The 12,613-nt window shown below is 36.3% G+C and carries 14 protein-coding genes; 10 read left to right on the top strand and 4 right to left on the bottom strand.

Annotated features, from left to right (window positions below; translation table 11 throughout):
- The first annotated feature begins 4 nt into the window (after positions 1-4).
- The 3 genes from AB1444_09685 to AB1444_09675 are packed head-to-tail and all read left to right on the top strand — an operon-like array spanning position 5 to position 2,481.
- Positions 5-613, top strand: coding sequence for a hypothetical protein (locus AB1444_09685; GenBank protein ID MEW6526925.1), 609 nt, complete (start codon positions 5-7; stop codon positions 611-613).
- Complete coding sequence (locus AB1444_09680; protein MEW6526924.1) at positions 613-1,617, top strand: hypothetical protein; 1,005 nt, start codon at positions 613-615, stop codon at positions 1,615-1,617. Before AB1444_09685 ends, AB1444_09680 begins: the two co-directional genes overlap by 1 nt.
- A gap of 54 nt (positions 1,618-1,671) precedes the next feature.
- Positions 1,672-2,481 carry an SDR family oxidoreductase gene (locus AB1444_09675; GenBank protein ID MEW6526923.1) on the top strand — a complete coding sequence of 270 codons (810 nt, stop codon included), beginning with the start codon at positions 1,672-1,674 and terminating at the stop codon, positions 2,479-2,481.
- Positions 2,482-2,498: 17 nt separating this feature from the next.
- On the opposite strand, the gene AB1444_09670 is transcribed toward AB1444_09675, so the two are convergent.
- Positions 2,499-3,089 carry a TetR/AcrR family transcriptional regulator gene (locus AB1444_09670; GenBank protein MEW6526922.1) on the bottom strand — a complete coding sequence of 197 codons (591 nt, stop codon included), beginning with the start codon at positions 3,087-3,089 and terminating at the stop codon, positions 2,499-2,501.
- Between the two features lie 151 nt (positions 3,090-3,240).
- Between AB1444_09670 and AB1444_09665 the strand changes: the two genes are divergently transcribed.
- Positions 3,241-4,395: a SpoIIE family protein phosphatase gene (locus tag AB1444_09665; GenBank protein MEW6526921.1), complete on the top strand. Its 1,155-nt coding sequence runs from the start codon at positions 3,241-3,243 to the stop codon at positions 4,393-4,395.
- A 26-nt stretch (positions 4,396-4,421) separates the two neighbouring features.
- Here AB1444_09665 and AB1444_09660 read toward each other — a convergent pair whose 3' ends face one another.
- The gene (locus tag AB1444_09660; protein ID MEW6526920.1) at positions 4,422-4,877 is read right to left on the bottom strand and encodes an alpha-isopropylmalate synthase regulatory domain-containing protein; all 456 of its coding nucleotides are present in this window, start codon (positions 4,875-4,877) and stop codon (positions 4,422-4,424) included.
- Positions 4,878-4,903: 26 nt separating this feature from the next.
- Complete coding sequence (locus tag AB1444_09655; protein MEW6526919.1) at positions 4,904-5,305, bottom strand: hypothetical protein; 402 nt, start codon at positions 5,303-5,305, stop codon at positions 4,904-4,906.
- 328 nt (positions 5,306-5,633) lie between these two features.
- Between AB1444_09655 and AB1444_09650 the strand changes: the two genes are divergently transcribed.
- The 6 genes from AB1444_09650 (at position 5,634) to AB1444_09625 (ending at position 11,799) form a co-directional block, all read left to right on the top strand.
- Positions 5,634-6,653, top strand: a complete 1,020-nt coding sequence (locus AB1444_09650; GenBank protein MEW6526918.1) for a putative manganese transporter — start codon at positions 5,634-5,636, stop codon at positions 6,651-6,653.
- A gap of 54 nt (positions 6,654-6,707) precedes the next feature.
- Positions 6,708-7,694: a UDP-glucose 4-epimerase GalE gene (galE, locus tag AB1444_09645; protein MEW6526917.1), complete on the top strand. Its 987-nt coding sequence runs from the start codon at positions 6,708-6,710 to the stop codon at positions 7,692-7,694.
- Between the two features lie 151 nt (positions 7,695-7,845).
- Positions 7,846-9,312 carry a CoA-binding protein gene (locus tag AB1444_09640; GenBank protein ID MEW6526916.1) on the top strand — a complete coding sequence of 489 codons (1,467 nt, stop codon included), beginning with the start codon at positions 7,846-7,848 and terminating at the stop codon, positions 9,310-9,312.
- Entirely contained in the window at positions 9,305-9,979 is a 675-nt protein-coding gene (locus tag AB1444_09635; protein ID MEW6526915.1) for an acetate--CoA ligase family protein, read from the top strand. The genes AB1444_09640 and AB1444_09635 overlap by 8 nt, the downstream gene beginning before the upstream one ends.
- An 84-nt stretch (positions 9,980-10,063) precedes the next feature.
- Complete coding sequence (locus AB1444_09630; GenBank protein MEW6526914.1) at positions 10,064-11,263, top strand: 6-phosphofructokinase; 1,200 nt, start codon at positions 10,064-10,066, stop codon at positions 11,261-11,263.
- A 116-nt stretch (positions 11,264-11,379) separates the two neighbouring features.
- Entirely contained in the window at positions 11,380-11,799 is a 420-nt protein-coding gene (locus AB1444_09625; GenBank protein MEW6526913.1) for a hypothetical protein, read from the top strand.
- Between the two features lie 2 nt (positions 11,800-11,801).
- Here AB1444_09625 and AB1444_09620 read toward each other — a convergent pair whose 3' ends face one another.
- Complete coding sequence (locus tag AB1444_09620; protein ID MEW6526912.1) at positions 11,802-12,335, bottom strand: hypothetical protein; 534 nt, start codon at positions 12,333-12,335, stop codon at positions 11,802-11,804.
- Positions 12,336-12,613: the final 278 nt, after the last annotated feature.

Genomic DNA, 12,613 nt, shown 5'->3' with positions numbered 1-12,613 from the left:
GTTTATGAATATAGTTGAAGAATTACAACGCTATTTAAAGGCGCGGCTTAAAGAATGCAAGACTAATCAGGAATTAAACAAAAACCAGATAGCTGTATATTTAGCATATTTAGAAAAATTGGATACAATACTGGATAATGATTATGGAAAAGTTGCTGAAGCAATCGGTGACATGTTTTTAATTGCTAAAGCTGAACAATTAGACAGATATGAATCTTTGAAACGCATTAAAATGCTTTTTGGTGATGATGAGGGTGTGAAAGCTCTACAAATAATAATTGATGCAGTACAGGCGACATCGGACCATACACAGCTGTATGCTACTATTTCAAAAACTAAAGAAAATGCTGATGTGCTTATACAAAATACTCACACAGCGTTAGGGTTAATAGTAAAACTTATTACTCAATGTGTGGAATACCACATATCTTGTAACAGCAGAAAACAGAAAAGAAAAGCTGAAATTGTAGCAATCTGGAAGCAACTGCAACAATGTGATCCTGAAATCACTGTTGATAAAATCTTGATGTATAAACCATATCGCTGGGTTATTCCGTTTGATAATGAAAGACTTTCCTTGATTATTTCTTGGCTTAGAGAGGGGTTGCAATAATGGATGATACCATTAAACAAATGCTATCAGGGTATCACGAGGCTCTTATGGCATACAAGCAAAAGGTAGGTGAGTCACATGCTAAACTTATGAAAGCATTTGCTATATATGAAAAGCTTTGCAAGAAAGCTGAATTGCTAAAAGATGCAATGACTTTTTATTCGGATAAAGAAGTTACTACATCAATGGCTGATTTGAGTGCTTTGCTTGTTGATCTTGCCCAGGAAAAACAAGATGCTGCTCTTGCAACAATCCCTTCTGTAGCTCAGGCTGCTAGTGCCTATCACATTGCGTATGAACAGCTTCCTTTAAATATGAAGAAAACACGTTCAGTATATGAGCGCATTTTTGAAATTGAGAAACAATCTGATAATGCCCTAACGTTTTTATGCACAATGGCAGACGAAAGAATTTTTATACAGTTGAGTGCAATTCAGTATCTAGAGCAATTAGAAGGGAAAAATGAGGAAGCCCAAAGTCATTCAGTCCCTGTCATGGTTAACTACTATGAAAAGATGAATGAAAAAATCCCAAAAGCACTGTCAATAGCCGAATTAGAATATCATGCAAATCTTGAAAGCGAAATTGCGTTGTATCAAAATTTGTGGGACACGACATTATTAAATACAAGCATAACACTTCTTTGCAATGCGATAGCAGGTTGGCTATTGACACAATCTGAAGATGATCGTGAGGAAGTGGAAAATGCATATCGTTTTATTGCGCACATGTATGGTCTGGATATGGATGAGCTTTTTGCTGTGCCGCGTTTTAAGGACTATGTTGTGAAAGTAATATCAAAGTCAATGAACAATGTACAGAGCATGGAAAGTGCTGAAGCATTGATTACACAATGTAAAAACGCTATAAAAGCTTGTATGAATGGTCAAAATCCCGTTGAAAAAGGACCTGTAAAAAATCGGACGTTACTATTGTGGGAACGTGAAGCTCCGTTGCAAATACTTGATGACGTGTATAAAACCAATGCTTACAAAATGTTGTAGCGTATATGATAGTATCGTGTGCGATAGTTATTATTGAAAAGAAAAAGGTTTGTTATGAGTGACTTAAAGGGTAAAGTAACTGTTATAACTGGCGGTGCAAGCGGCATTGGTGCTGCCATAGCGCTGGAGTTTGGCTTACACGGTTCATCGATAGCAATTCTTGATGTGGATAAAATCTCATTAAAGAAACAGGTTCATATTTTGCAAAGTAATAACATACCTGCGATTGGTTTTCAGTGTGACATCACCAATGAAAAGCAATGCACAGTAACTATCGCCAAAATAATAAAACAATATGGTGGTATTGATATACTGGTTAACAACGCAGGGATTACTCAGCGTTGCCTTTTTGTTGATACAAAACCTACAGTGTATAAAAAAGTTATAGATGTCAATTTTTTTGGTGCCCTGTATTGTACCAGAGCAGCTGTAAACAGTATTATTGAGCGCAAAGGTGTGATAGTTGTTATTTCAAGTATTGCTGGTATAGCGCCGTTATATGGAAGGACTGGATATAGTGCCAGCAAACATGCCCTTCACGGATTGTTTGAAAGCCTGCGCTCAGAGCTAAAGGAGTATGGTGTTCACGTGATGATGGTGTGCCCTGGATTTACACAGACAAATTTGCAATCACGGGCACTTTCTGGAAATGGAACTATAAATACTTCAGATAGGGCTATCGTTGGAAAGGAAGCACATCCGCAGAGTGTTGCAAAAGAAATTTATAAAGGGGTTATAAAGCGCAAAAGAATCCTGGTATTAACAGCAGTGGGAAAGTTGAGTTATGTAATAGCAAAATTATTTCCACGATTGTATGAATCAATGATGACGAAAAGTGTAAAAAAAGAATTTATTAGAAATTGAGGGTGTATGGTGCGGTATTATTTTTGTATGCCCTGACCAACGATAATCTTCATAAACTCCCGGAAGTTTTTGTCGCTGATGCCAGCAGCGTCCATGACACCTAATTTTTTAAACTGAAGCATGCCTTCGGCAACCGCAGAAAGAAAAAAGGCAACCATCTTGGGGTCTAAATTCTTGAAGTCACCCTTTTTTACGCCATCGGTAAAAGCACCTGCCATCAATTCAAGTAAGGCCACATTCTTTTTTTGAATTTCATCTTTATGTGGATCAGGTTCATCATCGTATTCAGCTTTGTATTCAGTTAAAATGTTATAGTAATCACGGTATTCATAGTAAAATTTAAGATATGAGTCATACGTTGAGATAAGCTTTTGAGCAGGAGTTCTACGTGCTGCCATGCCTTCACAAAACAGTTTGTGCAGAGTATCAATTGCTTCCAGACAAATGGTGCTATAAATCTGCTTTTTGTTTTTAAAATGGAAATATATTGCCCCTGTTGTCAGTTTTGCCCGTTTGGCAATATTACGTATGGATATGCCATTGTAACCAAACTCTAAGAAAAGTTTGCGAGCAATATCAAGGATTTGTTGTCGATTATTATTTCTCATGATGACATTGCATAAGGATGTGACAAAAAGGGTCAAGATATTTTTTAAATTTTAAAAGGAAAACAATGATGGTATGTATTGAAAAAATGATTTATAGTAACTACCGTGATATAGTATCCAGTAAGTAAATTTATGGTAAAATTTGATACCTATGAAAAAAGTATTATCTTCCATTGATCAGGCAGTTTTGCTCCGAGCAATTGAACAAAGCCCTGCTTCCATAGTTATAACAGACACAAATGGTACTATTCAATATGTTAATCCAAAATTTGAGGCTATCACAGGATACACGTTTGCCGAAGCTATTGGCAAAAACCCTCGCATATTGAAATCAGGTTTTCAACCACTTGAATTCTATCAAAATATGTGGCACACCATACTGCGTGGTGAGGTGTGGGATGGCATTTTTCACAATAAGCGCAAAGATGGCAGTTTTTTTTGGGAACACTGTGTTATAGCACCAGTTGTTGATGAACAGGGAAATGTAACACACTTTGTAGCCATAAAAGAAGATATAACCGAAAAGAAAGTGCAGGAAGAGGCATTACGTAAAAGTGAAGAGGAATTGCGCAAGCGAAATGAAATTATCAATAAAGATCTGGAATATGCACGCAGAGTCCAGCATTCTATAATCAATAAACATGTTCCTGATTTTCCGGGTTTGAATATATATACACAGTATATTCCCTATGATTATGTGGGTGGCGATTTCTTTACTCTCAAAGCTATAAATGAACAATTATGTGTATTCATGGCAGATATTACCGGTCATGGAGTTCCGGCAGCGTTATTTTCAACAGTATTAAAATATGCAACTGAAAAATTATGGAATGACGGAATAATTGATCCCGATACATTTTTACGTAATCTAAATAATGAGCTTATAGACGTGCTGTCAGGGTATTATTTTACCGCTGTGTATGGGGTGATTATTCCAAATTTAAAGGGTGAGTATAGCTTTCATTATGCCCGTTGCGGCCATCCATATCCAGTGCTGTTGTCCAAAGATACTATCACTATGTTGGAAAGCTCTGGTACAATTTTAGGAATACATAAAGACATTAGCATTACACAAAGGAATATTTCTCTTACAAAAGGCGATAGATTGTTTTTATATACCGACGGTCTGATAGAAATTGAGATGCAGGGTGAAAAAGATCTACGGTTTGAATTATTGAAGGAGGCAGTTAAAAACTCAAGTCATCTTCCGCTTGCAGATGCAACAAAGGAAATTATCACTACAGTTTTAAATCACAATCCCGCAATTGATGACGATATTGCTTTTATTGCACTTGAGGTTTGTTAAAATATATGGATTATGCCTTGCGCTGACTATGATTTCTTTTTATCTATCTTTAAAATTGCATATTCAAAGCCATCAAGTAACACCCTGAACGATGCAGCATTAATGTTTTCAGACAGTGCATACACCTTCCACACTTCTTCACCATCGGTGAATATAATGGTTACTTCTACATCGGTACTGGTGCCGCGTTTAGCATCAAGAATATTTGCCCTGTAATCAATAAGATTAACGTTTTCAATTTCAGGGAATAGCGGTATAAGCGCTTTTTTCAGTACTTTTGCAAGCGCATCTACAGGGCCGTTGCCAGTAGATGCTTCATGGATAAATGTGCCATTGGCTTCAATCTGGACTGTAGCTTCTGGATTAAAACCATCGTCAATCAAGCGATAGTTATCAATGACCTTAAATGGAGGCTCGTATTTTTTTAACGCACGTGCTATTGAAAGCTCCCGGGTTGCATCATGAATTTCAAAATTAAGCATTTATTCACCCTTATATTTTTAAAATATTATTCAGAACTTTCTTCTTCTTCACCAAGAGAATATTCAAAATTTAATGTATAACTATTATACGGATCTTCAATTGTTTTCTGGCTGCTTTTAACTTTTTTGTTGTCCCTGTATACCTTTATTTCAATTGATGTAGCTCCATCTAAAGTAGTTGCTGATACCTCTAAGTAGTCCACATCTTCAATCTCTTTTTCATATAGCGCTATACCATACGCATCTTCAGTAGCTGAAAAGGGGACTGGTGTATCTCCATTGGCAATATAATAGCCATTAAATCCTTTTACTGTTGAGATGACCATAAGTTTAATTTTTACTGGTTCGTCCTCACAAGCAATAAAAGGTATCAAGGTAACAGCTATAAGTATTATGAGGAGTAACCTTTTTATAATATTTTGTTTCATAATCATTCTACTATCGTACCATAATAAAATAAAAAAATCTTTTTTTTAAAACAGTAATAATTCCTTAAAAAATTTCATAATGAATAAAGTGTACACCCCTGCCGCCTTCGGCGGCGGGGGTGTATACTATTTTTTATTTTGTTCAAATTTCCACATTTTAGGAATAATTAATGTTTTTTAAGATAATAACTATTGAAATAGTGTTATAAAGTGAATATTACTATTAAACCACTGTCAATAATTTTTATGCGGAAATTAAAAAAAGATTTGTATGCTCATATTAATCCAGTGTAATGTATATAGTATACTACATTTCAGGGGTGGTCTTATGCATTCATTAATTGCAATTATTAAAGAAGCATCATTTGTTACCATATTTGTTATTGTGATGATGCTGCTAATAGAATATATCAATGTAGTTTCACAGGGCAAGATTGCCAATCTTAAATCAACCAGGTTGAAACAGTATAGTATTGCTGTTATACTGGGAATTATTCCCGGTTGTTTGGGTGGTTTTGCATCTGCTGCTATGTATGCACACGGTGCAATATCACTGGGGGCAATTGTTGCAACAATGATAGCCACCAGCGGCGATGAGGCATTTGTTATGTTTGCTCTTTTCCCGGCAGTGGCATTTGCATTAAATATTGGGCTTGCTGTGATTGGCATGGTGGCAGGCTATTGCACGGATTTAATTTTCAAAAATCATGGTCCAGTTGAGCATTGCTGTGACGGACTAGTCATTCATGAAGAGATTCCATTTTCACATTACACCCCCGGCAACATTATTTCATTATGGAAAAATCTTTCTTTGTCACGGGCTTCACTCATGACGCTATTGGTTGTGGCATTATTAATGAATATATCAGGTTTTTTTCACCAGGAGGAAGGTTTTGTTAAGATTGCCTTGCCGGTAATTATTAGTATAGCTATTGTTATTGTGGCGATAGTTCCTGAACATTTTTTACTGGAGCACCTATGGGAGCATGTGATAAAAAAACACCTGGCAAGGATATTCTTGTGGACACTATCGGCTCTGATTGTCATTCATCTTTTGGTAGATATTTTGCATTTAGATGCACTGATTCATAACGCACAATGGATTGTTCTTATTATTGCTGCGCTTGTTGGTATAATACCAGAATCAGGCCCACATCTTTTGTTTGTAATCATGTTTGCAAAAGGTGTGGTACCACTTTCTGTGCTGGTAACAAGTTCTATAGTGCAGGATGGGCATGCCATGCTGCCTCTTTTAGCACAATCAAGAAAAGATTTTTTATTGATAAAATTCATTAATCTTATTGTGGGTTTAATAGTAGGTTCTATCATTATGTTGACAGGAAATTGAAATGTATGGTTTAGTGTAAAAAGTGAATAATCTTATTTTGGTGGAGATAGTAGTATGAAAAATATTTTAGTCACCGGAGGTGCAGGTTATATTGGAAGCCATGTAACACGGTTGCTTGCAAAAAAAGGATTTAATCCCATAGTGTATGATAACTTGAGTGGTGGATTTAAAGATTTTGTTTTGGGTTTTGAATTTATAGAAGGAGACATTGGCGACTTTGATAAACTTACCCATGTACTATCGCACTATACTATTCAATGCGTTATGAATTTTGCTTCATTTATTGCAGTTGGCGAATCCGTTCAGTATCCATTGAAATATTACGAAAATAATGTTGCAAAAACGCTGACACTGTTTGAAGCAATGATAAAAACAAATGTAAAGCGATTCATATTTTCATCTTCTGCAGCGGTGTATGGTAATCCAGAAATCATTCCCATACCTGAAGAAAGCACCATGAAGCCTGAAAGCCCATATGGGAAAACCAAGTATTTCATTGAAGAAGTTTTACGTGATCTGTCAGTATCAGATTCTTTTAAGGCAATTAGTTTACGGTATTTTAATGCTGCTGGTGCAGATGAGTCAGGTTTGATTGGCGAAAGCCATGTACCGGAAACGCACCTTATCCCGCTGGTGATACGTGCCGTACTTGATCCGGAGTATACTGTTACTATCTTTGGGACCGATTATAACACCCCTGATGGTACCTGTATACGAGATTATATTCATGTAAATGATTTGGGCCTAGCTCATATCCTTGCTCTGGAAAAGCTTCTGGAATCAGGTGAAAGTGATGTGTTTAATTTAGGTAATGGGAAGGGATTCAGCGTTAAAGAGGTCATTGATTCGGTACGCCGTGTCACAGGAAAAGAATTTAAGGTAAAAGAAGGAGCACGAAGGCCAGGCGACCCAGCAATTTTGGTTGCATCTGCAAAGAAAGCAAAAGTGCAATTGCAATGGCAGCCGGTGTACACTGATATCGATAGTATTGTTGCAACTGCCTGGAAGTGGGAAGCACAAAGAAAGCGTAAGGGATATTAAAAAGTTTGGCTAATGAACAATAATGTATGCATTCTTCATTGTGCTGGTGAAACAGTACTAAAAAATTAGTGCAAAATCGTTGACATACAAATATATGTCTTACTAATTTGCCATAAATACTATAAATATATAATTATCCAAGAGGTTAGTGATGCTTGATACGTTATTTGCACCAAAATCAGTGGCCGTTGTGGGTGCTTCAGAAATACCTTTTAAATGGGGCACCTATATTTCAAGCAATATACTTGATGGTAAATTTAAGGGAAAGTATTATCCGGTTAATCCCAATATACCGGAAGTTTTTGGATTTAAAACATATCCTTCCATACGTGATCTTCCCGAAGCAGTTGATCTTGTTTTTATAACAACACCTGCAAAGACTGTTATGCAGATTTTGCAGGATTGCATTGCCAAAGGAATTAAAAACATAGTCATGATAACATCCGGGTTCAGTGAAACTGGTGATGAAGGCACTCAGATGGAAAAAGAAATTGTTAGTCTGGCAAAACATCATGACTTGAATATTGTTGGGCCAAATACAATGGGTATTGTCAATACTCACTGCTTGCTCTATGCTACCGGAGCTATCACCCGTCCAAAACCAGGTGGAATTTCAATTATTGCTCAAAGCGGTAATTTAGGGTATCAGATCATGGAGTGGGCGGAAAGTGAAGATATTGGAATAGCTAAATTTGTTGGGTCAGGTAATGAAGCGGTATTAAAAATTGAGGATTATCTGAAATATTTTAATACCGATAGTCAGACAAAAGTAATCCTCATGTATGTGGAAGGAGTTGATGATGGAAGATTGTTTGTTGACATAGCTAAGGAAACATCACTCCATAAACCAATCATTGCTCTGAAAGCGGGAAGAACAGAAATAGGAAGTAAAGCTGCGGCATCACATACTGGCGCAATGGCAGGTTCATTTTCAATTTTTAAAGGTGTTATACAGCAAACAGGTATAGTATTAGCAGATTCGCCCAGAGAATTATTAACACTTTCTGCAGCATTTGATTCATTTCCCTTGCCCAAAGGCAATAGAATTGGAATTATCACATTAGGTGGTGGATGGGGAGTTGTTACTGCTGATGAGTGCGCTGAGCGTGGCCTGGTAATTCCGCAACTACCTCAATCAATTAAGGATGAACTTGATAAACGGTTACCTCCATTCTGGAGCAGAGGAAATCCCGTAGACTTAGTGGGGCAACCTGATTTTCAGTTATTTAAAGATGCAGTTGAGCTTATGGTAGCTCATGAGGATTTTGATGCAGTAATAGTGTTGGGCATTGTTGGCTCAAAAGTTTTTGCGTATCGTGCAGCAGAAGCAGTATACAATTTAGGGAAAATGGAAAAAAGTGTTTTTGATGATTTTAAAAAATTATTATTTATTCATCAAAAGGAATTTCTTGACAGATTGATAGAGTTAATGAATCGTTATAAAAAGCCTATTTTACCTGTTTCATTGTCAAAGATGCCTGGCGATGAAACCGTTCACTCTGATGGTGGTAATTATAAAGTGGTTATTTATGATTCACCTGAAGAGGCAGTGTTATGCTTATCAAAAATGTATCAATATTACAATTATGTAGACAAGAGGAGTAGGGTATATGTGTGAGATTTTAGAGCGTGCGCTTGCTAACAAACAGAGAGCATTATCCGAGTTTGACTCAAAAAGTATTATCAAAATGGCCGGTATTCCTGTTTCAAGAAACTATCTTGCAAAAAGCCGTGAAGAAGCCATTGCATTTGCACAGGAATTGGGATTCCCTGTTGTATTAAAAGGGTGTTCTGATACATTAACACATAAAACCGAACTGGGAATGGTAAAATTAAAATTAAAGACTGAAGAGGAAGTTGCACGGGCCTATGATGAAATTACAGGCAAAGGCGTGCCTTTGGATGGGGTTTTAGTACAGGAATGGCTTGATGGTGACAACCGTGAATTTGTTTTAGGAACCATCCGTGATCCACAGTTTGGTCCCTGTGTTATGTTTGGATTAGGTGGAGTGTTCACTGAGGCACTGCAGGATGTATCATTTAGAGTAGCACCAATTACTGAACTTGATGCTTATGAAATGATGGATGAACTCCGAACAAAAAAATTATTAGGACCATTCAGAGGCTCGCCCGCCGTTGACAGGGAATCACTGGCAAAGGCACTGGTAGGGTTAAGTGAGCTTGTCAGCAAATATGAAGAAATCGCCGAGGTTGACATAAATCCTGTTATTATTGATGGTAATAAGCCGGTTGCTGTTGATGCATTGATTGTGTTGAAGCCATAAAAAAATAATTGCTATTAAAAATAAATACACGTATTATATAACTGGGATTGTTTGGTATTGAATTTATAGTAAGAGGATTGTATTATGAAATTGCGTCCTGCGTATAAAAAGATAGGTATGCTTTTTTCCGGAGGCCCAGCCCCAAGTGCCAATACGGTTATATCATCGGTGGCATTGAATTTTTTGGATAATGGTATACCGGTGATTGGTTTTTACCGAGGGTATGAGTTTTTGCAGGATTTTAACATTAATTATCCCAAGATAAAGAAAGGTGTCCACTACGAGGAGTTAGATTACAATATTACCCATGTCCGTAATGAACGAGGGATCTACCTTAAAACTTCTCGTGCAAATCCTGGAAAGGATATCAAAACACTTGATGATTTGCAAAATGCTGAAAAAAATAAAAAGCTAAAAAATATACTGGATGCATTTGAGTACTTAAAGATTGGTGCTCTAATATCCATTGGTGGTGATGATACGTTAAAGACTGCAAACTTCCTTAATCTTATGGGCTATCCTGTAATACACATACCAAAAACCATAGATAATGACTATTATGGTATACCATGGACATTTGGATACTGGACTGCGGTTGATACTGCACAGAAGATGATGTTAAACCTCAAAGCTGATGCCCAGGCAACGGATAGCTTTTTTATTGTTGAGCTTATGGGACGGAAAGCGGGTTGGATTACCTATGCTGCAGGTATAGCAGCAGAGGCAATTATGATGGTTGCAGCTGAAGATATTGATGAGGATGTTCTTGATATAGAGGTGCTTGTGGAAAAGATAACCAATGTAATACTGGCACGTGAAAACAACCGCCGCCCTTACGGTGTCATTGCAGTTTCAGAAGGAATTGTGGATAAGTTGCCCGATGAATACAAGCCAAAACACACTGACAAACATGGTAATATATTATACCGTGAAGCAAAAATTGGCGAAATACTGGCTGAGCATGTGAAAAAGCGCTATCAAGAAAAGACAGGTATGGAAGTAAAGATCGTGGCCAAACAGATTGGTTATGAAACACGTTCTGCTCCTCCAATAAGCTTTGATGTGGTACTGGGAGCCATGTTGGGATATGGTGCGTATAAATTTTATAGTGAAAATATGTTTGGCGTAATGGTTTCGGTTACTGACAATTTTGATCTTAAAGCTGTTCCATTCAGTGAGCTTATAGATCCAGAAACTCTGAAAACGCGCCTTCGTGACGTGCCCAAGGGGAGTGACTTTTATACACTGAAAGAACGACTGTCGTATCGCAAATCATGGGAATAATATAGGGGCGATAGTTCAACGCAGTGTATCTACTGTGAATTAATAATCATTTCTATCGCAAGTCTTTGCGATTGAGCACAATGATGAAAAGTAATTAAAGGTATTTATACAAACACATGCAGAAATTAATTAAATATACTGGCTTTCTATCAGGAATACTATTACTAGTAATTGTTTCCTGGTTTACTTCATGTACAAAGGAACCGGTTGATGATGCAGCAATGATTGCAATACGCTATCTCACAACTACTGATGAAAAACAATTATTTAATTTTTTAAACAGTGCATCACAAAGGCGCATTGAAAACATGAAAAAAATTTATGGAAGTGTGTACCCATTTATATGGGTTCACCATGATGCAGATGCAGCGTGGGATGTTGTTAAGCTTGAAAAAACAGATAATAAAGCAATCGTAACCTTGCAGTGTATAAAACATAAAAAGCAAAATGCAATTGGTCTTGAAGTTGTCCATACATTGGTAAAAGAAGATGGGAAATGGAAAATAGATATCAGTGATGAATTACCATCACGCTAACATTATACTAATGATAATCCCATATTCAGTATAATATCGTTACACAATTCCTGAACTTCATAATTATTCGGATCTTTCTTAAGAAGATCTAGACATGCTATGTATGCCATGAAAATATCACCGCGTTCAAAATATACATTGATAAGATTTATATGTGCTTCAGTAAAGAATGGGTCTACATTGATTGCCCGTGTATAAAAGTATATAGCCTTATCATAATCATATTCTTCAAAATAAACAGTTGCTAAATTTGATAAAATAAAAACATTGTCTGGAAATTTTTTTAATGCAAACAGCAGAAAATTTTTAGAAAACTTTAATTTTCCCATTTCGCAAAGTGTCAGGCCCAACCCATTGAGTATTTCAGGGTGATTGCCGATTAAACGGTATCCTAAGGCAAAAAGCCTGAATGCTTTTCTGAAATTTCCTTTTTCAATTGCATCATAGCCATATTCAATTAATGTTTCACAATCAAAGGAGTGATCCTGATGTAATAGTGTATACAATTTATTTCTGTAAAAAGCTTTGTCTCGCATAGGCATTAATCAATAATTTCGTAATATAATGTCATTGTAAATACTATGATAGTATGGTGAATTCTGTCAATAGTATTTGAAATAAATTTTTTATTTATCAAATAAAATACATAGGAACTTATTTGAGATTATATTGATGTGGATGTTAAACAAATAACCTTATTTTTTATATTGATAAATTTATGAAAAATCGGATTGCACAATACGTATTAAAGAATATTAATTTTATTAAAAAACTTTATTGCAAAAATAAATATAATGCTATGTATGGTGTAAAA

This window comes from Spirochaetota bacterium (genome assembly GCA_040756435.1).
In the GTDB taxonomy this organism is placed as follows: domain Bacteria; phylum Spirochaetota; class UBA4802; order UBA4802; family UB4802; genus UBA4802.
The sequence above is the reverse complement of the archived record's forward strand: the minus strand, read 5'-3'. Positions and strand labels throughout refer to the sequence as shown.